Source organism: Agromyces soli (assembly GCF_022811605.1).
In the GTDB taxonomy this organism is placed as follows: domain Bacteria; phylum Actinomycetota; class Actinomycetes; order Actinomycetales; family Microbacteriaceae; genus Agromyces; species Agromyces soli.
Genome location: NZ_CP094533.1, coordinates 970,468 through 991,078, shown reverse-complemented (window position 1 = coordinate 991,078; position 20,611 = coordinate 970,468). Strand labels below are relative to the sequence as shown.

Sequence of the window (20,611 nt, the reverse complement as noted above, 5' to 3'; positions counted from 1 at the left end):
CTCATCCCTCGGCGTCTGCCGACGAAAACGGCCCGGTTCCGCGTTCGGAATCGGGCCGTTTCAGTTCGTCAGGAGCGATTCTGCGCTCCGCTCCAGGCGGGCGAGATGCGCAAGTTCTGCGTCGCTCGATCTCAGACGCCTTCAAGCTCCTCGCCCAGGTCGGTAAGGATCCTGCGCAGGTCCTGAACCGTCGCGAAATCGATGCTGATCTGGCCCTTTCGTGCCCCGAGCGCGATCTTGACCCGGGTGTTCAAGCGGTCGCCGAGACGCACGGCGAGATCGTCGAGGAACTCCTGCCGCTTGCCGGCGGCCGGCTTCACTCGATTCGGCTTGGGAGCCGAGGCCGCGATGGCTTCGGCCTGTCGCACCGACAGGTCCTCGTTGACGATCTTGTCGGCGAGCTTCTGCATCGACTCGGCGTCGGGCATCGCGAGAATCGCACGAGCGTGACCGGCGCTGAGCACCCCGGCCGCGACTCGGAGCTGCACCGCCTCCGGCAGCTTCAGCAGACGAAGGGTGTTCGAGATCTGCGGGCGTGAGCGACCGATGCGGCTGGCGAGCTCTTCCTGCGTGATGGAGAAGTCGGCGAGGAGTTGCTGATAGGCGGATGCCTCTTCGAGGGGATTCAGCTGCGAACGGTGCAGGTTCTCGAGCAGCGCATCCCGAAGCATTGCGTCATCGGCGGTGTCCTTGACGACCGCGGGAATGGTGTCAAGACCGGCCGCCTTCGTCGCGCGCAGTCGACGCTCGCCCATGACGAGCTCGTACTTGCCCGCTTCACTCGGGTGCGGACGCACCACGATCGGCTGCAGCACCCCGAACTCGCGGATGCTGTGCACGAGCTCGGCGAGGTCTTCGGGGTCGAAGACGCTGCGAGGCTGGTTCGCGTTCGGAACGATGGTGTTGGGGTCGAGGCGTGCGAGCCGGGCACCAGGGACCGTCAGCAGCCCTTCCGCAGAGGCGGCCTGCTCGACGGCGGCAACCACGGTGGCGGTGGTGCTCTCGGACGAGTCTGGGAAGAAGACATCGACGGGCCGATTGGCCTTGGGAGTGTCATCGCCCGTCGGGATCAGGGCGCCGATTCCACGACCGAGTCCTGTGCGCTTGCTGGCCATCAGTGCTGCTCCTTGCTCGGCGCGCCGGCCTTGGCGGCGCCCCGCTTCGCGATCTCCGCCGCGGCCTCACGATAAGAGAGTGAACCGGTGGATCCGAAGTCGTAGCTGATCACGCTCTGACCGTAGCTCGGAGCCTCGGACACGCGCACCGATCGGGGGATGATCGTCTGCAGAGTCTGGGTGGGGAAGTGGTTGCGCACCTCTTGCGCGACCTGCTGCGCGAGATTGGTGCGCGAGTCGTACATGGTGAGCAGGATCGTGGAGAGCCGCAGCTCCGGATTCAGGTGCTTCTCGATCAGCTCGATGTTGCTCAGCAACTGGGAGAGCCCCTCGAGGGCGTAGTACTCGCACTGGATCGGGATCAGCACCTCGCGGGCAGCGACGAAGGCGTTGATGGTGAGTAGACCCAGCGACGGCGGGCAGTCGATGAAGACGTAGTCGTAGGGCCGCTCCATCGACGAGAGGTGGGTGTCGAGTGCGCGGCGCAGGCGCTGCTCACGTGCGACGAGCGAAACCAGCTCGATCTCCGCGCCCGCGAGATGGATCGTCGCCGGGACGCAGTCGAGCATCTCGTGCTCGGTCGAGGGCCGGATGACCTCGCTGAGCGCAAGATCCGACACCAGCACCTCGTAGACGCTGCGTTCTTCGGAGCGGTGATCCACACCGAGTGCCGTCGAAGCGTTGCCCTGCGGGTCCAGGTCGATCACGAGCACCTTCGCGCCGGAACGCGCGAGCGCTGCGGCGAGGTTGACGGCGGTCGTCGTCTTGCCCACCCCGCCCTTTTGATTCGAGATGGTGAGCACCCGAGTCGTCGGGGGGAGGGGGAGAACCGCCTCTTCGAGTGCGATCCGACGGCGGGTTTCGTCGGCCAATGCGTCAGCCAGGGGAGTTCCTCCAGAGATGATCGACGTTTCACGTGAAACATCAGGTGTGGTGATGAGGTCGGCGGCCGGCTTGCCGGCGGATTCGGGGCCGACCGGTGATTCCTGGACCGCACTCGCGGCACGGCGCTCCGCCTCGGCGGTGCCATCGGGCTCCGCTGGGGCGGACGGGGTCGCCGTCGCCGAAGTGTCCGGCACCGGCGCGGGCCCGAGACTGCGGTCGAGCGCCCCCGAGATCGCGAGACGGAGCTGTTCGGTGTTCGTGGACGGCGAATGCGGTGCGCTGCCGTCGGAGTCGACACCGCCGAGAGTATCGACCTGGCCCGAGTCTTCAGGACTCGCGGGGGACTCGTCAGCTACGGGAGGAGCCGCAGCAAGACTGGCGCTTCCCGCGGCTGGGGGAGCGGAGTTGGTGGGCAGATCCTCACCCTGGGCCTGATTCACGCGAGCAGCAGACGCATCAGTCCCATTCGACCGTCCAACGCCTTCAGTACGCGATCCGGCCGTGGGCGACTCGGCACTGAACTCTGCCGTGCGTGGCTGCAGAGACTCGACCGTATCGACTGCGGCATCCCCCACGATCTCCCGGATGATCTCTTCGAGGAGCGGGTCTGCCGATGGTGCCGCCTGATGCGCGTCCGGTGAAATCGCGGTGTCGTCGGCCAACGCGGCCGCAGTCGCCGCATCCCAATCCACACGGGCCGGTCGCGGAGGGGTAGTGGTGGACGGGATGTCCTTCGCGGGCCGCAATGCATCGTCGCCCGGGTGCATCGCGGATGGCGTTGCGCTGGGGGGCGACGGGCGCTGCTCAGCCACATCGCCCGCCGTCGGCGTCGGTGCGCCGCCCGTATCGAGACCGGCCGGAGGACTCACCGCTTGGTCCCCAGTGGACTGAGCCGGGTCGAGACCCGCATCATGCACGTCATCGGCGTGGGTACGACGGCGGAACCACCCGCGACCCCCGCTCTGTGCCATGTGATGAGACTCCCGAAACCTCGATCAGAAAGCCACGCAATTGCGCGAGAGGCGTCTCGCGAGTGGCTCTCTCAAGCCTAACCGTCAGCACCAGCAGCAGCTACGCAGGGGGCGCAAATCTGTGAGGACAATGCGGTCCGAGCGAGCTGTGGAGGGGAGGTAACGCCGCGCGGGGCCATGTTTCACGTGAAACATTCGAGCGGAAGTCCCGTCGGCCGCTGCCTCCAAGCAAGGGGCGCTGCGCCCGGCGACATTGGCTGGCTCCTGGATCCGGCCCTCGTGTCTCTCATTCGGGGCGGGACGCCGAGCTCGCGAGTCGATACGTGGACCGCGGAGGACGATCCGCCGGGCGGACGTACTACTCGGCCCCCGCGCCCCTCGCGCCTCGGCAGGGGAGGCCGCCATCACATCGAATCCTGGTTGTGGAAGCGAACGGTTAGCCAGCCTCCACCCGCACGGACTGAGTGTGGCGTGCTTGTGCTCGCCGTTACCGACGCACCTGGCGAGCGGCGGCCCCGCTGCAGCACCGACGCAGGAGCAACCCGCCCGCACCCGGATACCGCGCCTCGCAACGTTTCACGTGAAACATCACAGATGGGCACGGGCGCGCGCACGCAACGACGCCGGAGCGTCCGGAGAGTATTGCCGGTCGGAGACGTGCGCCGCGGGCCGACCCCGCGAGGCGGTCGCGACCGAGGAGTAGGAAGGGCTCGGGGGAGATGTGATGAGTACACGGTGTCGCATGCGGAGATTCGCGGGAGCGGTCTCTTCGCCAAGCAGAGTTCGCCCGCACCCGCCGGCCCAACCCAGGCTCAAGTGGATGAGTACCTACAGGCATAGTCGGGCCAGCCGTTTCACATGAAACATCGGGGCGAGCAGCGGCAACGACGGCGCTGCCCGTCGCCCCACAGTCCGCCCGGCGCGAACTCGACGGGGACCGAACCAAACAGGGATCCAGCCCGCGCCAATCGTTCATGATCGCAGGGGCGCGCACGCTGAGTGAGCAAGTCGGGGCGGCCCACCGTTTCACGTGAAACATCGGGGTGCACAAGCAGGGTCGCCAGGGCCCGCGCCACCACCCGCCAGCGCTCGCGCAGCGGCACACAGTCATGCAGATGAGCCGAGCGCGGCTCGCAGCCTTGAATCGGTGCGGGCGCAATGACGTGGGCGGGCCAGGGGAGCGCCCCGAACCTTCGAGACCCGCCTCGCAAGAGGACTCAGGAACCACAACGCGACCCGCAGACCAGCCGCGAGCCGCAGACGGCGACCGACGAACGACGATCGACGACCGACGAACGACGACCGACGACCGACGAACGACGAACGACGACCGACGAACGACGACCGACGAGCCGCAGGCCCAGGCCCAGCCGACCCCAGCCGCGCGCGACTCAGCCTTCGGCGACGGTCGCTCGGAACACGCGCGTCACTTCGCGCTCATCGACCTTGCCCTCGCCGAGCACGATGACCTCCGGGTCGCACAGGCGGAACTTGCGCATCGCCTTCTCCGCGCCCGAGATCTCCTGCTCGACACTCGCGCCCTTCATCAGCACGAGCTCTCCGCCCGGCTTGAGTAGGGGAGCGGTGATCGGGATCAGCGTGCGCAGTGCGCTCACGGCCCGCGCAGTCACCTGGTCGAGCGCACCCTTCAGCTTCGCTTCTTCGGCTCGCGCCCGCATCACGGCGACGTTCGACAGCTCGAGCTCGGCAGCCTGCTGCTCGAGCCACGCCACACGTCGCTCCATCGGCTCGATGAGCGTGAACGAGACGTCGGGTCGCGCGATCGCGAGCACAAGCCCCGGCAGTCCGGCTCCCGAGCCGACGTCGCCGACGTGGCCGGGCCGCAGCAGGGGGGCGACGAGTCCGCTGTTGATGATGTGCCGGGTCCACAGGCGCGGCAGCTCGAGCGGCCCGATCAGTCCGAGTTCCTCGCCATGCTTCGCCAACGCCGCGGTAAAGGCGCGCGCCTTGGGCAGCGTGTCGCCGAACAGTTCGGCTGCGAACGCCGGCTCGGGTTCGAGGTTCTCGGTCATCGTTTCACGTGAAACATCCGCCACGGCGGCGATCAGCCGACGCGCGTGATGACCGTGTGCCGGTCGGCACCTTCGCCGCGCGATGCCGAGTGCAGTCCACGCTCAGCCACGAGGTCGTGGACCAGCTTGCGCTCGTACGACGACATCGGGGGCAGCGCCGCCTCAGCCGCACCGCCGTCGATGCGCTCGGCGGCACGAGCCACCAGGCTCGCGAGCTCCGTGCGTCGCGCGTCGCGCGAGCCGCCGATGTCGAGGATCAAGCGGGAGAACGCGCCGGTGCGGCTCTGCACGGCGAGCCGGGTGAGCTCCTGCAGCGCGTTGACCGTGTCGGGCTTCGACAGCAGCTCGAGGTTCGCGTCATCGCCGGCGTTGACCGAGACGTACGCCCGGCCGTTCCGAGCGTCGATGTCGATGTCGCCATCGAGATCGCAGATGTCGAGGAGCTCCTCGATGTAGTCGGCCGCGATGTCGCCCTCTTCCTCGATCTGCGAGAGGGTGCGCTCCTCGGTGTCCTGCTTCACGTCGGTCATGTCGGTCACTTTCCGCTCTGCTTCTTCGCGCGCGACTTGTTGATGGGCTGCTGGCGCTGCGTGGTCTTCGGCTTCGCCGGCTCCTCAGCCTCAGCCGCGGGGGAGTCGGGGGCGACGAGCTTGCCCTTCTTGGCGAGGCGCGCCTCGCGGGCCTTCGCCGCCTCGCTGCCGGGGGTGGGCATGTTGCGGATGACGACGAACTGCTGGCCCATGGTCCAGAAGTTCGAGACGAGCCAGTAGAACATGACGCCGAGGGGGAAGGCCACACCCGAGAAGGCGAACACGAGGGGGAGCAGGTACAGCAGGATGCGCTGCTGACGGAACATCGGGCTCGCCTTGGTCTCCGGCGACATGTTCTTCGAGACGATCTGCAGCTGCGTGATGAACTGCGACGCGGTCATCAGCACGATCATCGTGAGCGCGATGAGCATCACCGAGAGGCTGAACGGCTGGCCGGCCGTCATGTGGTTCCACTCGCCGATGAACGTCGACTTGAGGGGAGCCCCGAAGAACTCGGCGTTCGCGAAGGAATTCGCGAGCTGCTGCGTGAAGAGGCCGACACCGGCCTTGTCGTGCTGCGCGTCGTTCAGCACCGAGAACAGGCCGAAGAAGATCGGCATCTGCAGCAGGAGGGGGAGGCAGGACGACAGCGGGTTCGTACCGGTGCGCTTGTAGAGATCCATGGTCTCGCGCGACATGGCCTCGCGCGAGAACTGGTCCTTCTTGCCCTTGTACTTGTCCTGGATCTTCTTGAGCTGCGGCGCCACCTCGAGCATGCGGCGCTGGCTCTTGATCTGCTTGACGAAGATCGGGATGAGCGCGGCGCGGACGACGATGACCAGGCCGACGATCGACAGCACCCAGGTGACCCCGGCGTCGGGGTCCATGCCGATGGCGGTCCACAGCCAGTGGAACGCCACGAGAATCAGCTCGATGGCCCACTTGATGGGCCATAGGAGCGTGCCGATGAGATCCAAGGATCAGTCCTTCCGGGACGGGATGGGGGAGGAGGTCGCGAGCACGGGCGCGCCGAGCGGCGCAGACGTGCGGAGGGCAGTGCGGAGAACTGGAGCGGCGGACGCCGCCGCGCGAACCGCCGCGGCCTCGTCGACGCGGAGGTGCTCGAGCAGGTGGGCCTCGCGCGCGGCTTCCGCTGCAGCCTCAGCCTTGGGGAACATGCCGGCGGGAACCACCCAGCCGAAGCGGGTGATGCGATCCCGGTCGTGTCGAGCCGCGCGCACGTCGTCGATGCCGCCGGCCGCCCACGGGTTGCACCGGAGAATGCGCCACGCGGTCAGGGCCGAGCCGACGATCAGCCCGCGCTGCTGCACCGAACCGAGACCATAGGCCGAGCAGGAGGGGTAGTAGCGGCAGACGTCGCCGTAGAGCGGTGAGATCAGCGCGCGGTAGCCGCGGAGCAGCAGGACCCCGGCGTTGCGGGGGAGCAGCAGCACGAATCGCGCAAGGTTTCGCATGTCACACGTCTCGGGAGGAAGCGGATGCCTGGGCGGCGACGCGGTGGCCTCGGCGCTCGAAGGCCGAGAAGACCTCCGCGCGCAACGACGCCCAGTCGGCGTCGGCCGCGGTCGGGAGTGCTCGCACCACCATGTCTACGCCGACGGCACCGCTGGCGACGAGCTCGGAGCACGCAGCCTTGAGGCGGCGTCTCACGAGATTGCGTCGCACGGCGGTGCCGACCTTCTTCGAGACGATGAAGCCGAAGCGTGCGGTCGATCCCGGCTCACCGGTGCGCAGATAGCTCACGGTGTGGGGGCCGACCGCCTTCGCTCCACGGCGCACGACGACTCGATAGTCATCGGCGCTCGTGAGGCGATTGGCTTTGGCGAGCACCGGAAGAACTACGCGGAGAGCTCGGTGCGGCCCTTGCGACGACGAGCGGCCAGGATGGCACGGCCGGCACGGGTGCGCATGCGCAGACGGAAGCCGTGCTTCTTGGCACGACGACGGTTGTTGGGCTGGAAGGTACGCTTGCTCATTCTTCTCTCCGGCTGTCGGACTCTCCTCGCGACGCGTCAACGGTGCGTCTACGGGAAAACTGGGTGCCCAAAGGGCGGCGGTCAACCTATTAAAACTACGGCCTGGGCGCGCTGGGGTCAAACCGACCACGACCGAGACCTTCGGCGATCGAACCACACAGTATCCCGCCATCCTGCGCGAGCGCTGTGGATCGACACGCCAGGCGCGTCGAATCCCGCTCGCGGCATTTGTCGGCGGCACATCCATTCGCTAGCGTGAGTCACCAGTTATCCCCAGCCTCGAACGCGGAATCATCGGGTTTCCGGCCGATCTGCTCACAGGCGGTGGACAACATTGTGAACAATTCGCCTGGCGCCGTTTCGCGCTCCGGAGGGGGACCGGAGAATGCGTTCGATCGACGGCGCACAGCCGAGCGCGGCAGATTGCGGGGAGCAATGACGGAACAGCCCATTTCCGAGACGTGGGCGACGGTGCTCGAGCGACTCTCGCACGACGACGCGATCACCCCCATGCTGCAGGGCTTCCTCAACCTCGTCGAGCCGAAGGGCATCGCGGCCGGCACCTTCTATCTCGAGGTGCCGAACGAGTTCACGGCGAGCATGCTCAACCAGCGGATGCGGGTGCCCCTGCTCGCCGCGATGTCGGAGCTCGACGTGCCGTCCGCGGTGACCTCCTTCTACGTCGTCGTGAACCCCGAGCTCGAGGAGATCCGCCCGGCCGAGCCGCAGGGGGCGGGCGACGAGTACGCGGAGCCCGTCGAACTGCACGCCGCCCCGCCAGCCGTCTTCGAGAGCTCCCCGCAGGACCGCCCGCGCGACTCGCGGCTGAACCCGAAGTACTCCTTCGACAGCTTCGTCATCGGCCAGTCGAACCGCTTCGCGCACGCGGCCGCCGTCGCCGTGGCCGAGGCGCCGGCCAAGGCCTACAACCCGCTCTTCATCTACGGCGACTCCGGTCTCGGCAAGACGCACCTCCTGCACGCCATCGGCCACTACGCGATGAGCCTCTATCCCGGCATCCGCGTGCGCTACGTGTCGAGCGAGGAGTTCACGAACGACTTCATCAACTCGATCGCGAACAACCGCGGCTCGCTGTTCCAGCAGCGCTACCGCAACATCGACATCCTGCTGATCGACGACATCCAGTTCCTGCAGGGCAAGGCGGAGACGCAGGAGGCGTTCTTCCACACCTTCAACACGCTGCACGACCACAACAAGCAGGTCGTGATCACGAGCGACGTGCCGCCGAAGCACCTCACCGGCTTCGAGGACCGCATGCGCAGCCGCTTCGAGTGGGGCCTCATCACCGACGTGCAGGCGCCCGACCTCGAGACCCGCATCGCGATCCTCCGCAAGAAGGCGCAGTCCGAGCGGCTGCAGGTGCCCGACGACATCCTCGAGTACATGGCGTCGAAGGTCTCGAGCAACATCCGCGAGCTCGAGGGCACCCTGATCCGCGTCACGGCGTTCGCGAGCCTGAACCGCACGCCGGTCGACATGCCGCTCGTGCAGACGGTGCTGAAGGACCTCATCACCGACGACTCCGACAACGTGATCGCGCCGGTCGATATCATCACGGCGACGGCGGACTACTTCAAGCTCACCGTCGACGACCTCTACGGCTCGAGCCGTTCGCAGGCCGTCGCCACGGCCCGGCAGATCGCGATGTACCTCTGCCGCGAGCTGACGAGCCTGTCGCTGCCGAAGATCGGGCAGCTGTTCGGCAACCGCGACCACACGACCGTGATGTACGCGAACAAGAAGATCTCGGAGCTCATGAAGGAGCGCCGCTCGATCTACAACCAGGTCACCGAGCTCACCGCCCGCATCAAGCAGACCGCGCGCTACCGCTGAGTTCCGGTCGTCGCGAGGGGTTCGAGGGATGCCTCGCGGCGCCCGCAGGCGCCGTTCTGCGGGCCGTTCGGGGCGTTCCCCACAATTGTGGAAAGCCTGTGGATTGTTAACGAGCAACCGGCTCCCAGCTGTTGAGACGCGAGCTCGCCCTGTGCACAACCCGAATTCGTCCCTGCACGCCGTTCAGTGTCCCCTCGGCGATTCCCACACGGTGTGCACAGATCGAATGGGCTCCGATCGGCATCACTCCGCGGATCTCCGAACACCATCCACAGTTTCCACAGCGGTTAACACCGTTAAGAGACTTAAGTGTTCATCGACGGGCATTCGACAACCTGACGGTGTGGATGCCTCGAAGGTCGCTCGATAGCATGGGAACCCGCGTCCACCGACGCGGGAGGGCACGGTCGTGCGGAGCACGCGCCATGACGACAGGAGAGCCGTGAAGTTCCAGGTCAACCGCGACGTCTTCAGCGAGGCCGTGTCGTTCGCGGTCAAGCTGCTCCCGCAGCGGACGACGCTGCCCATCCTCTCCGGCGTCCTGATCCAGGCGAACGAAGACGGGCTCGTCCTCTCCTCCTTCGATTACGAGGTCTCCAGCCAGACCGAGATCCAGGCCGACGTCGAGCAGCCGGGCACCGTGCTCGTCTCCGGCCGTCTCCTCGCCGAGATCGCCGGCCGGCTGCCGAACGCCCCGGTGCGCATCGCCACCGAAGAGAACCGCATCCAGGTCAGCTGCGGCTCGGCGAGCTTCACGCTGCTGTCGATGCCGGTCGAGGAGTACCCCTCCATCCCGGAGATCGGCGACCAGTCCGGCGTCGTCCCCGCCGAGGAGTTCGCGGCCGCCGTCGCGCAGGTCGCCGTCGCCGCCTCCCGCGACGACGTCACCCCGGTCATCACGGGCGTGCAGCTCGAAGTCCGCGAGAACAGCCTCGGCCTCGTCGCGACGGACCGCTACCGCGTCGCCGTGCGCGAGATCGACTGGGACGGCGGCTCCGTCGCCACCGCCGAGGAGGCGCTCACCGCGCTCGTCCCGGCCCGCACCCTGCAGGAGGTCGGCAAGACCTTCGGCCACTCCGGCACGATCTCGGTCTCGATCACGAGCCGCGACGACCGCGAGCTCATCGCCTTCAGCGCCGACAGGAAGACCGTCACGAGCCTGCTCATCAAGGGCAACTTCCCGCCCGTGCGCCGGCTCTTCCCGGAGGTCGTCGACAACTACGCCGTGGTGAACACCGCCGAGCTCATCGAGGCGACCCGCCGTGTCGCCCTCGTGCTCGAGCGCGAGGCCGCCCTCCGCTACTCGTTCACGCCCGACGGGCTCACCCTCGAGGCGATCGGCAGCGAGCAGGCCCAGGCCTCCGAGTCGATCGACGCCATCCTCACCGGTGACGAGACCGTCGTGTCGCTGAAGCCGCAGTTCCTCCTCGACGGCCTCGGCGCGGTGCACTCCGAGTTCGTGCGCGTCTCGTTCACGAAGACCGAGAACCCGAACAAGCCGGGGCCCGTGCTCATCACCAGCCAGACCTCGCGCGAGCAGGCCGGCAGCGACAGCTACCGGTACCTGCTGCAGCCGAACCTGCTGCTGCGCTGATCCCGCGCCGCTGTCGGCGGTCGCGGGTACCGTAGACGGAGGTCGAGCGAGAGGAGTGGTGCCGGTGCACGTCGCCCGCCTCTCCCTCACCGACTTCCGCAACTACGAGCGCGCCGAGCTCGAGCTCGGGCCGGGGGCCACCGTGCTCGTGGGCCGCAACGGCCAGGGCAAGACCAACCTCGTCGAGTCGATCGGCTACCTCGCGACCCTCGGCTCGCACCGGGTCTCCGGCGACCAGGCGCTGGTCCGGGCCGGGGCCGAGTCGGCCATCGTCCGGGCCCTCCTCGTGCACGGCGACCGACAGCTCCTCCTCGAGCTGCAGCTCAACCGGCAGGGCGCGAACCGCGCGCAGCTCAACCGCTCGCCGGTCAAGACCCGCGAGCTGCCGCGCTACGCGCACACCGTGCTGTTCGCGCCCGAGGACCTCGCCATCGTGCGCGGCGAGCCCGGCGTGCGCCGGCGCATGCTCGACGAACTGCTCGTGCAGCGCTCGCCCCGGCTCGCGGGCGTCATGAGCGACTACGACCGGGTGCTCCGGCAGCGCAACACCCTGCTCAAGAGCGCCCGCGCGCGGGGGCTGGGGGCCGACAAGCTCACCACGCTCGACATCTGGGACGAGCGGCTCGTCGCCCTGGGCGCCGAGCTCATCGACCAGCGGCTCGCACTCGTCGCTGAACTCGCCGAGCCGCTCGCGGCCGCGTACCACTCGATCGTCGACGCCGACCACGGGCCCTCGCTGCAGCCGGTGCTCTCCATCGACGGCGCGGTCGCCGATGACGACGACGAGCCGCGCCCGGCACCGCGGGGCGACGGCGCGGATGCCTCGGCCGAGGCATCCGCCGTGGGCTCCGCCGCGACTTCTCCCGCGGTGCCCACCGCCGACCGCTTCGCCGCCGCGCTCCGCGGGCTCCGCCGCAAGGAGCTCGAGCGCGGCGTGACGCTCGCCGGCCCGCATCGCGACGACGTGCTGCTGCTGCTCAACGGCCTGCCGGCCAAGGGCTACGCGAGTCATGGCGAGTCCTGGTCGTTCGCCCTCGCGCTCCGGCTCGCCGCCGCCGAGCTGCTGCGCCGCGACTCGGCCACCGGCGACCCGGTGCTCGTGCTCGACGACGTCTTCGCCGAACTCGACCGCCTGCGGCGGGAACGACTGGCCGCGGCGATCGGCGGCTACGAGCAGGTGCTCGTCACCGCGGCGGTGCTCGAAGACGTGCCCGAGCCGCTCACCGCGACGATCGTGCACATCGACGCGGGCCGCATCGTCGACGCGCCGGCGAACGCGCCGGCAGCCGTTCCCGTCCCCGCCGCTGACGAAGAAGAGGCGAAGGCATGAGCGACGCCTCCGAGGCCATCCGGGTCTACCAGCACTTCCGCGAGATCTTCGGCGGCGAGACGCGGTACCGTCCCGGCCGCGCGCGCCGCACCCGCGAGACCTCCGGCAGCGAGCCGTTCACCCCTGGTCGCGACCCCCGCCCCCTCGGCACGGCGATCGATCAGCTCTCCTCGCAGCTCGGCTGGAGCGGTCCGCTCTCGCAGGCCGACCTGCTGACCACCTGGCGCGACATCGCCGGTGAGGAGACGGCGCAGCACTCCGAGCCGATCGCGATCGAGGGCGGCACGCTGCAGGTGCGCTGCGATTCCACGGCCTGGGCCACGCAGCTGCGGCTGATGCGCCAGCAGCTGCTCGCGCGCATCGCCGAGGTGCACCCCGGCGCCGGGGTGGAATCGATCCGGTTCCAGGGGCCGGACGCCCCCACCTGGAAACGCGGTCCCAGATCGGTTCCAGGCCGCGGTCCGCGCGACACCTACGGCTGAGACGACAAATTCGGTCAACCTGCCCCGTTCATTGCCTCAGATCGGCGTTTCCGGCCTTTTGAGGCGGGCGATTTGATAGGATCGAGAGTCGCCACAACGACAGAGCGGAGCCTCGATTCACCCATGACAGCGGAACCGACGAAGGCCCAGGGCGCGTCCGAATACGGCGCCGACGACATCCAGGTACTCGAGGGCCTCGAAGCGGTCCGCAAGCGTCCCGGCATGTACATCGGCTCGACGGGTCCGCGCGGCCTGCACCACCTCGTGTACGAGATCGTCGACAACTCCGTCGACGAGGCGCTCGCGGGCTACGCCACGGCGATCGACGTGACGATCCTCGAGGACGGCGCGGTCCGGGTGATCGACAACGGCCGCGGCATCCCCGTCGGCATGCACAAGACCGAAGGCAAGTCGACGGTCGAGGTCGTGCTCACCGTGCTGCACGCCGGCGGCAAGTTCGGCGGCGGCGGCTACGCCGTGTCCGGCGGCCTCCACGGCGTCGGCTCCTCCGTCGTGAACGCGTTGTCGACGCGCCTCGAGGTCGAGGTCAAGCGCGAGGGCAACGTCTGGCGCCAGGCCTTCAACATCGGTGTGCCCGAGGCCCCGCTCTCGCAGGACGAGGCGAGCGACGAGACCGGCACCACGATCACGTTCTGGCCGAGCCCCGACATCTTCGAGACGGTCGTCTTCGACTACGAGACGCTCCGCACCCGGTTCCAGCAGATGGCCTTCCTCAACAAGGGCCTCAGCATCACGCTCACCGACCTGCGGCCCAACGGCGGCGTGCCGGTCGACCCGGCCGACGTCGATGCGGACGCCGACCCCGAGGCCTTCGTGCCGCGCAGCGACACCTTCCTCTACGAGCGCGGCCTCAGCGACTACGTCGAGTACCTCAACAAGTCGAAGCGCGCCGAGCTCGTGAACGAAGAGATCATCTCCTTCGAGTCCGAGGACACCGAGCGCAAGATCGCACTCGAGGTCGCGATGCAGTGGACGACGGCGTACACCGAGTCGGTGCACACCTACGCGAACACGATCAACACCCACGAGGGCGGCACGCACGAAGAGGGCTTCCGCGCGGCGCTGACGACGCTCGTCAACCGCTACGCCCGCGAGAAGGGCCTGCTCAAGGAGAAGGACGACAACCTCTCCGGCGACGACGTGCGCGAGGGCCTCACCGCGGTCATCTCGGTGAAGCTCTCCGAGCCGCAGTTCGAGGGCCAGACCAAGACGAAGCTGGGCAACACCGAGGCGAAGTCGTTCGTGCAGCGCATCGTCGGCGACCAGCTCGGCGACTGGTTCGAGCGCAATCCGAACCAGGCCCGCGACATCATCCGCAAGGCCATCCAGGCGGCGACCGCCCGCATCGCGGCCCGAAAGGCCCGCGAGGCGACGCGGCGCAAGGGCTTCCTCGAGACCAGCGGCATGCCCGGCAAGCTGAGCGACTGCACTTCGAAGGACCCGACGATCTCCGAGATCTTCCTCGTCGAGGGAGACTCGGCCGGCGGCTCGGCGAAGACCGGCCGCGACCCGGCGACCCAGGCCATCCTGCCGCTGCGCGGCAAGATCCTGAACGTCGAGAAGGCGCGCCTCGACCGCGCCCTCGGCAACGCCGAGATCCAGGCGATGATCACCGCCTTCGGCACGGGCATCGGCGAGGACTTCAACCCCGAGAAGGCCAGGTACCACAAGATCGTGCTCATGGCCGACGCCGACGTCGACGGCCAGCACATCACCACGCTGCTGCTCACGCTGCTGTTCCGCTTCATGCGTCCGCTCATCGAGATGGGCTACGTGTTCCTGGCGCAGCCGCCGCTGTACCGCCTGAAGTGGACCAACTCCGAGCACGAGTACGTGTACTCCGACCGCGAGCGCGACGCGCTGCTCGCCGCCGGCCAGGCCGCGGGCAAGCGCCTCCAGAAGGAGAACGGCGTCCAGCGCTACAAGGGTCTCGGCGAGATGAACCACCAGGAGCTGTGGGACACCACCATGAACCCCGAGACCCGCACGCTGCTGCAGGTCACGATGGAGGACGCCGCGGCCGCCGACGAGATCTTCTCGACGCTGATGGGCGACGACGTCGAGAGCCGTCGCTCCTTCATCCAGAAGAACGCGAAGGACGTCCGCTTCCTCGACATCTGAGCGCGCACCGTGACCCGGCGCGCGATCCGCGAGCAGTTCGAATCGACGAGAAGACATGACTGACGAATTCAGCACCGAAGCCGCAGACGGCGAGCACAACCACGGCAAGATCGACCAGGTCGATCTGCAGCTGGAGATGCAGCGCTCGTACCTCGACTACGCGATGAGCGTGATCGTCGGGCGCGCGCTGCCCGACGTCCGCGACGGCCTGAAGCCGGTGCACCGCCGCGTCATCTACACGATGTACGACGGCGGCTACCGCCCCGACCGCGCGTTCTCGAAGTGCACGCGCGTCATCGGCGACGTCATGGGCCAGTTCCACCCGCACGGCGACAGCTCGGTCTACGACGCGCTCGTGCGCCTCGTGCAGCCGTGGTCGCTGCGCTACCCGCTCGCCCTCGGCCAGGGCAACTTCGGCTCTCCCGGCAACGACGGCGCTGCCGCCCACCGGTACACCGAGACCAAGATGTCGCCGCTCGCCCTCGAGATGGTGCGCGACATCGAGGAAGAGACCGTCGACTTCCAGGACAACTACGACGGTCGCACCCAGGAGCCCACGGTGCTCCCGGCGCGATTCCCGAACCTGCTCGTCAACGGCTCGGTCGGCATCGCGGTCGGCATGGCCACGAACATCCCGCCGCACAACCTGCGCGAGGTCTCCGAGGGCGCGCTCTGGGCGCTCGAGCACCCGGATGCCTCGCACGAAGAGCTGCAGCAGGCGCTCATGGAGCGCATCAAGGGACCGGACTTCCCGACCGGCGCGCAGATCCTGGGCGTCAAGGGCATCCACGACGCCTACCGCACGGGTCGCGGCTCGATCACGATGCGCGCGGTCGTCAGCGTCGAGGAGATCCAGGGTCGCACCTGCCTCGTCGTCACCGAGCTGCCGTACCAGGTGAACCCCGACAACCTCGCGGTGAAGATCGCCGAGCTCGTCAAGGACGGCAAGCTCGCCGGCATCGCCGACATCCGCGACGAGACCTCCGGCCGCACCGGCCAGCGGCTCGTGCTCGTGCTGAAGCGCGACGCGGTCGCGAAGGTCGTGCTGAACAACCTCTACAAGCACACCCAGCTGCAGGAGAACTTCGGCGCGAACATGCTCGCGATCGTCGACGGCGTGCCGCGCACGCTCTCGATCGACGGCTTCATCACGCACTGGATCGCGCACCAGATCGACGTGATCGTGCGCCGCACGAGCTTCCGCCTGAAGAAGGCCGAGGCCGACGCGCACATCCAGCGCGGCTACGTGAAGGCGCTCGACGCGCTCGACGAGGTCATCGCGCTCATCCGCCGCTCGCCCGACGTCGACGAGGCCCGCACCGGCCTGATGAACCTGCTCGGGGTCGACCAGCTGCAGGCCGACGCGATCCTCACCATGCAGCTGCGCCGCCTCGCGGCCCTCGAGCGGCAGAAGATCATCGACCGCCTCGCGCAGCTCGAGCTCGAGATCGCCGAGTACCTCGCGATCCTCGCCGACGAGGGGCGCCAGCGCACCATCATCTCCGAGGAGCTCACCGAGATCGTCGCGAAGTTCGGCGACGACCGGCGCACGCACATCATGCCGGGTTTCGACGGCGACATGTCGGTCGAAGACCTGATCCCCGAAGAGGAGATGGTCGTCACCGTCACGCGCGGCGGCTACATCAAGCGCACCCGCAGCGACAACTACCGCTCGCAGCACCGCGGCGGCAAGGGCGTGAAGGGCGCGCAGCTCCGCGCCGACGACGTGGTCGACCACTTCTTCGTCACGACGACGCACCACTGGCTGCTGTTCTTCACGAACATGGGCCGCGTCTACCGGGCGAAGACGTACGAGATCCTCGAGGCCGGCCGCGACGCCAAGGGCCAGCACGTCGCGAACCTGCTCGAGATGCAGCCCGACGAGCAGATCGCCGAGATCGTCGACATCCGCGACTACCAGGTGGCCACCTACCTGGTGCTCGCCACGCGCGACGGCCTCGTCAAGAAGACCGAGCTCGCCGCCTACGACACCAACCGCTCGCGCGGCGTCATCGCGATCAACCTCCGCGAGGGCGACGAACTCGTCTCCGCGATGCTCGCCAACGAGACCGACGAGATCCTGCTCGTCTCGCAGAAGGGCATGTCGCTCCGCTTCGAGGCGACCGACGAGGCGCTCCGGCCGATGGGCCGGGCGACGTCCGGCGTCAAGGGCATGTCGTTCCGCGACGGGGACGCGCTGCTCGCGGCATCCGTCGTCCCCTCCTCCGATGACGACGACGTGGCGGATGCCCCGGAGGATGCCGCGGGGCAGAAGCTCAGCCCGAGCGACGCGTACGTCTTCGTGGTCACCGAGGGCGGCTACGCCAAGCGCACCCGGATCGAGGAGTACCGCAAGCAGAACCGCGGCGGGCTCGGCATCAAGGTGGCGAAGCTCTCCGAGGACCGCGGCGATCTCGCCGGCGCCCTCATGGTCTCCCGCAGCGACGAGGTCCTTGTGGTTCTTGCCAGTGGCAAGGTGGTACGCTCCCATGTCGCCGAAGTCCCGGCCAAGGGCCGGGATACGATGGGCGTCGTGTTCGCGAAGTTCGCGAACGAGGACCGCATCATCGCGATCGCGAAGAATTCAGAGAGGAACCTCGACGAGGAAACCGAAGAGTCGGTGGAGTCGACGGACGCCGAGTAACCGCCTAAGGGAGAATCACCACCGATGAGTAGCGTCGCCGAGAAGCTGGCCAAGAAGTCCGGCCGCAAGGCCCCGGCCAAGCAGGTCCGCCTGCGCCTGGTCTACATCGACTTCTGGTCGGCCGTGAAACTGTCCTTCCTGATCGCGGTCTGCCTCGCGGTCGTGAACATCGTCGCGACGTTCCTCGTCTACACGGTGCTGAACTCGACCGGCATCTTCGGCAAGGTCAACGAGCTCGTCCGCGACGTGGCCGGGCAGGGCGGCGACCTCACCGCGATCCTGTCGCTCGGCAACGTGATGGGCTTCGCCATCGTCGTGTCGCTGCTGAACCTCGTCGTGACGACCGCGCTCGGCGCGATCATGGCCGTGCTCTACAACCTCAGCGTGAAGATCACGGGCGGCATCCTGGTGGGCTTCACCAACAACTGATCCACCGGTGCCGGCAGTGCGCAGCCCGATTCGGTGTTTCGCGCACGGTCCGGTAGGCTGTCCTTCGGCCTTCACGGGCCGGCACCGATTCGGGGATATAGCTCAGGCGGTTAGAGCGCTTCGCTGATAACGAAGAGGTCCGAGGTTCAAGTCCTCGTATCCCCACTCCAAAACTCCACACTCACCGGCGGCATCGCCACCGGCCCGGGGCCTTAGCTCAGTTGGTAGAGCGCCTGCTTTGCAAGCAGGATGTCAGGAGTTCGATTCTCCTAGGCTCCACTCCATCAGGAGCTCGCTCCGTCGAGAACCTCAGCTCCATCGCGAAGCTCCGCTACCCGCTCGCGCGCTCCGAGAAGTGCCCGACCAACGAGCGCTGGATATGTTCGTGCAGCGCGTGCACCGAGGCGGTCTCGCCGGCTTCCGCACGCCGCACCCACTCGTCGAAGGCGAGCCGCATCGTGGCGGTCAGCGCCGCGACGAGCGCGCGCGCCTCGAGCTCGCCGATGTCGGGGGCCTCGGTGGTGAGCACCTCGAGCAGCGACTCGCCCTTCGCCGCATCGGCGGCCAGTGCGAGCGAGAGCAGGCTCGGTTCGGAGATGATCAGGCGCCGCACGCGCAGCATCTCGTGCTGACGATCCGACGACTCGGCGTCGAAGCCGCGCAGCACGGCGATCTGCGCCGCCTCGATGGCGTCGACCGGCCGGGCTCCGCCGCGGATGCCCGTGGCGACCTGGGCGAGGAAGTCCTCGAACCCGTCGTCGCCGAGGAACATCGCGTGCTCCTTCGTCTCGGCGTAGCGGAAGAAGGTGCGGGGCGAGATCCCCGCGAGCCGGGCGATGTCGTCGGTGGTCGTGCCGTGCAGGCCCTGGCGTTCGAAGAGCTCGAGCGCTGCGGCGGCGAGCTCACGGCGGGTCGTCTGGCGGCGTCGTTCGCGCAGGCCGACGGACTGGGCTTCGGAATGGGCGGCGTGCTCGGACACGATGCCATTCTCTCACTTTCCGCCAAAATGGCAGTTTCTGTCATATATTGGATGAGCGGCCCACAGGTGTGCTGCCCGCTCACCCGTTCGCTCCTGCACCACCGAAGGACCCATGACTCTCGCGAAGCACCCCGACACCGCCACGACCTCGACCGTCGAGACCCCGCCGCCTCGCACCGGACCGGTGATCGCCCTGCTCGTCGCCTCGGCGTTCGTCGTCATCCTCAACGAGACCATCATGGGCGTCGCGCTGCCGAGCCTGATGATCGATCTCGAGATCTCCGCCGCGACCGCGCAGTGGCTCACCACCGGCTTCCTGCTCACCATGGCGATCGTGATCCCGCTGACCGGGTTCCTGCTCGCCCGCTTCCCGCTGCGTTCCCTCTACTTCACGGCCATGTCGCTGTTCGCCGCCGGCACGCTCATCGCCGCGGTGGCCCCCGGCTTCGAGGTGCTGCTCGCCGGTCGCATCGTGCAGGCCTCGGGCACCGCGATCATGATGCCGCTGCTGTTCACGACGGTGCTGAACGTCGTGCCGCCGACCCATCGCGGCCGCATGATGGGCGTGATCTCCATCGTCATCGCGGTCGCCCCCGCGATCGGCCCCACCGTCTCCGGCATCATCCTCTCCGCGCTCGACTGGCGCTGGATGTTCTGGATCGTGCTGCCCATCGCGCTCGTCGCCATCGCCCTCGGCGCGATCTGGGTGCGCAACATCACCGAGACGCGGCACGCGCGCTTCGACGTGCTCTCCGTCATCCTCTCGGCGCTCGGCTTCGGCGGCCTGATCTTCGGTCTGAGCTCCATCGGCGAGTCCGCGAGCGGACACGCGCCCGTGCCGGTGTGGATCCCGCTCGTCGTCGGCACCGCGGCGCTCGGCGCCTTCGTCGCCCGCCAGCTGCAGCTGCAGAAGTCCGACGCCGCGCTCCTCGACCTGCGCACCTTCACCTCGCGATCGTTCAGCATCGCGGTGGTGCTGGTCGTCGTCGTCATGTCGGCGCTGTTCGGCTCCCTCATCCTGCTGCCCATGTACCTCCAGCAGGTGCTCGGGCTCGACACGCTCGCAGTCGGCCTCATGCTGCTGCCCGGCGGCATCCTCATGGGCGTCGCGGCCCCGGTCGTCGGTTCGCTGTTCGACCGCTTCGGGCCGACGCCGCTCGTCATCCCCGGCATGATCGTCGCGACCGGAGCGCTCTGGGGCATGGCGACCTTCGGCCAGGACAGCGCGATCGGCTGGATCATCGCCGTGCACGTCGCGCTGAACCTCGGCCTCGCGTTCGTCTTCACCCCGCTGCTCACCTCGGCGCTCGGTTCGCTGCCTCGCCGGCTCTACTCCCATGGCAGCGCGACGGTCAGCACGCTGCAGCAGGTCGCCGGTGCGGCCGGCACCGCGCTCTTCGTCACGCTCATGTCGGTCGGCACGGCGGATGCCGCACGGGCCGGGGCCGACACCGTCGCCGCGACGAACGCCGGTGTGCACACCGCCTTCCTGATCGGTGCCTGCATCGCCTCGGCCGCGGTCGTGCTCGCGTGCTTCGTGCGCACGCCCGCGAGGGACAGCGCGGATGGCCCGGACGGCGCCGCGCACGTGGAGGCGCCGGCGCTCGGGCACTAGCACCGACGGCC

Annotated in this window: 16 protein-coding genes, 2 tRNA genes and 1 pseudogene; 10 read left to right on the top strand and 9 right to left on the bottom strand. The window is 68.2% G+C overall.

Translation table 11 applies throughout. From position 1 onward, the window contains the following. Positions 1-131: 131 nt before the first annotated feature. From MTP13_RS04700 to rpmH, 8 genes and pseudogenes are all read right to left on the bottom strand, one after another. Positions 132-1,115, bottom strand: a complete 984-nt coding sequence (locus MTP13_RS04700) for a ParB/RepB/Spo0J family partition protein (RefSeq protein WP_243569944.1) — start codon at positions 1,113-1,115, stop codon at positions 132-134. Further along, positions 1,115-2,053 (bottom strand): ParA family protein, encoded by a 939-nt coding sequence (locus tag MTP13_RS04695; protein ID WP_279399776.1) that lies wholly within the window; start codon positions 2,051-2,053, stop codon positions 1,115-1,117. Before MTP13_RS04695 ends, MTP13_RS04700 begins: the two co-directional genes overlap by 1 nt. A 2,309-nt stretch (positions 2,054-4,362) precedes the next feature. After that, a complete protein-coding gene (rsmG, locus tag MTP13_RS04690; RefSeq protein ID WP_243569943.1) occupies positions 4,363-5,004 on the bottom strand; it encodes a 16S rRNA (guanine(527)-N(7))-methyltransferase RsmG in 642 nt (213 codons plus the stop codon). Between the two features lie 32 nt (positions 5,005-5,036). Then, on the bottom strand, positions 5,037-5,534 hold the full coding sequence (locus MTP13_RS04685) for a Jag family protein (RefSeq protein ID WP_243569942.1): 498 nt from the start codon (positions 5,532-5,534) through the stop codon (positions 5,037-5,039). Positions 5,535-5,539: 5 nt separating this feature from the next. After that, complete coding sequence (gene yidC, locus MTP13_RS04680) at positions 5,540-6,511, bottom strand: membrane protein insertase YidC (protein WP_243569941.1); 972 nt, start codon at positions 6,509-6,511, stop codon at positions 5,540-5,542. Between the two features lie 207 nt (positions 6,512-6,718). Next, a pseudogene (gene yidD / locus MTP13_RS04675) lies at positions 6,719-7,009 on the bottom strand (membrane protein insertion efficiency factor YidD); the annotation flags it as partial. A 1-nt stretch (position 7,010) separates the two neighbouring features. Next, positions 7,011-7,334, bottom strand: a complete 324-nt coding sequence (rnpA, locus tag MTP13_RS04670; protein ID WP_243569940.1) for a ribonuclease P protein component — start codon at positions 7,332-7,334, stop codon at positions 7,011-7,013. 59 nt (positions 7,335-7,393) lie between these two features. Next, positions 7,394-7,531: a 50S ribosomal protein L34 gene (rpmH, locus tag MTP13_RS04665; RefSeq protein ID WP_021010601.1), complete on the bottom strand. Its 138-nt coding sequence runs from the start codon at positions 7,529-7,531 to the stop codon at positions 7,394-7,396. 435 nt (positions 7,532-7,966) lie between these two features. Between rpmH and dnaA the strand changes: the two genes are divergently transcribed. The 9 genes from dnaA (at position 7,967) to MTP13_RS04620 (ending at position 18,285) form a co-directional block, all read left to right on the top strand. Beyond that, positions 7,967-9,385, top strand: coding sequence for a chromosomal replication initiator protein DnaA (gene dnaA, locus MTP13_RS04660; protein WP_243569939.1), 1,419 nt, complete (start codon positions 7,967-7,969; stop codon positions 9,383-9,385). A gap of 442 nt (positions 9,386-9,827) precedes the next feature. After that, complete coding sequence (gene dnaN, locus MTP13_RS04655) at positions 9,828-10,979, top strand: DNA polymerase III subunit beta (RefSeq protein ID WP_243569938.1); 1,152 nt, start codon at positions 9,828-9,830, stop codon at positions 10,977-10,979. 64 nt (positions 10,980-11,043) lie between these two features. Then, entirely contained in the window at positions 11,044-12,309 is a 1,266-nt protein-coding gene (gene recF, locus MTP13_RS04650) for a DNA replication/repair protein RecF (RefSeq protein ID WP_243569937.1), read from the top strand. Next, the gene (locus MTP13_RS04645; RefSeq protein WP_243569936.1) at positions 12,306-12,791 is read left to right on the top strand and encodes a DciA family protein; all 486 of its coding nucleotides are present in this window, start codon (positions 12,306-12,308) and stop codon (positions 12,789-12,791) included. Before recF ends, MTP13_RS04645 begins: the two co-directional genes overlap by 4 nt. Before the next feature lie 123 nt (positions 12,792-12,914). Then, positions 12,915-14,933: a DNA topoisomerase (ATP-hydrolyzing) subunit B gene (gene gyrB, locus MTP13_RS04640; RefSeq protein WP_243569935.1), complete on the top strand. Its 2,019-nt coding sequence runs from the start codon at positions 12,915-12,917 to the stop codon at positions 14,931-14,933. 55 nt (positions 14,934-14,988) lie between these two features. Next, positions 14,989-17,577, top strand: a complete 2,589-nt coding sequence (gene gyrA, locus MTP13_RS04635) for a DNA gyrase subunit A (RefSeq protein WP_243569934.1) — start codon at positions 14,989-14,991, stop codon at positions 17,575-17,577. 24 nt (positions 17,578-17,601) lie between these two features. Continuing rightward, positions 17,602-18,006 carry a DUF3566 domain-containing protein gene (locus MTP13_RS04630; protein WP_243569933.1) on the top strand — a complete coding sequence of 135 codons (405 nt, stop codon included), beginning with the start codon at positions 17,602-17,604 and terminating at the stop codon, positions 18,004-18,006. Positions 18,007-18,097: 91 nt separating this feature from the next. Continuing rightward, positions 18,098-18,171 (top strand) — tRNA-Ile (locus MTP13_RS04625). Between the two features lie 41 nt (positions 18,172-18,212). After that, a tRNA-Ala gene (locus MTP13_RS04620) sits at positions 18,213-18,285 on the top strand. A 52-nt stretch (positions 18,286-18,337) separates the two neighbouring features. Here MTP13_RS04620 and MTP13_RS04615 read toward each other — a convergent pair. After that, the gene (locus tag MTP13_RS04615) at positions 18,338-18,985 is read right to left on the bottom strand and encodes a TetR family transcriptional regulator (protein WP_243569932.1); all 648 of its coding nucleotides are present in this window, start codon (positions 18,983-18,985) and stop codon (positions 18,338-18,340) included. 112 nt (positions 18,986-19,097) lie between these two features. On the opposite strand from MTP13_RS04615, the gene MTP13_RS04610 reads away from it, so the two are divergent. Continuing rightward, positions 19,098-20,600, top strand: coding sequence for a DHA2 family efflux MFS transporter permease subunit (locus MTP13_RS04610; RefSeq protein ID WP_243569931.1), 1,503 nt, complete (start codon positions 19,098-19,100; stop codon positions 20,598-20,600). Positions 20,601-20,611: the final 11 nt, after the last annotated feature.

Bases quoted from the DNA above. Each gene is read 5' to 3' on its own strand.
- MTP13_RS04700 (WP_243569944.1), bottom strand. From the start codon at position 1,115: ATGGCCAGCAAGCGCACAGGACTCGGTCGTGGAATCGGCGCCCTGATC.
- rsmG (WP_243569943.1), bottom strand. From the start codon at position 5,004: ATGACCGAGAACCTCGAACCCGAGCCGGCGTTCGCAGCCGAACTGTTC.
- MTP13_RS04685 (WP_243569942.1), bottom strand. From the start codon at position 5,534: ATGACCGACGTGAAGCAGGACACCGAGGAGCGCACCCTCTCGCAGATC.
- rpmH (WP_021010601.1), bottom strand. From the start codon at position 7,531: ATGAGCAAGCGTACCTTCCAGCCCAACAACCGTCGTCGTGCCAAGAAG.
- dnaA (WP_243569939.1), top strand. From the start codon at position 7,967: ATGACGGAACAGCCCATTTCCGAGACGTGGGCGACGGTGCTCGAGCGA.
- MTP13_RS04645 (WP_243569936.1), top strand. From the start codon at position 12,306: ATGAGCGACGCCTCCGAGGCCATCCGGGTCTACCAGCACTTCCGCGAG.
- gyrB (WP_243569935.1), top strand. From the start codon at position 12,915: ATGACAGCGGAACCGACGAAGGCCCAGGGCGCGTCCGAATACGGCGCC.
- gyrA (WP_243569934.1), top strand. From the start codon at position 14,989: ATGACTGACGAATTCAGCACCGAAGCCGCAGACGGCGAGCACAACCAC.
- MTP13_RS04630 (WP_243569933.1), top strand. From the start codon at position 17,602: ATGAGTAGCGTCGCCGAGAAGCTGGCCAAGAAGTCCGGCCGCAAGGCC.
- MTP13_RS04610 (WP_243569931.1), top strand. From the start codon at position 19,098: ATGACTCTCGCGAAGCACCCCGACACCGCCACGACCTCGACCGTCGAG.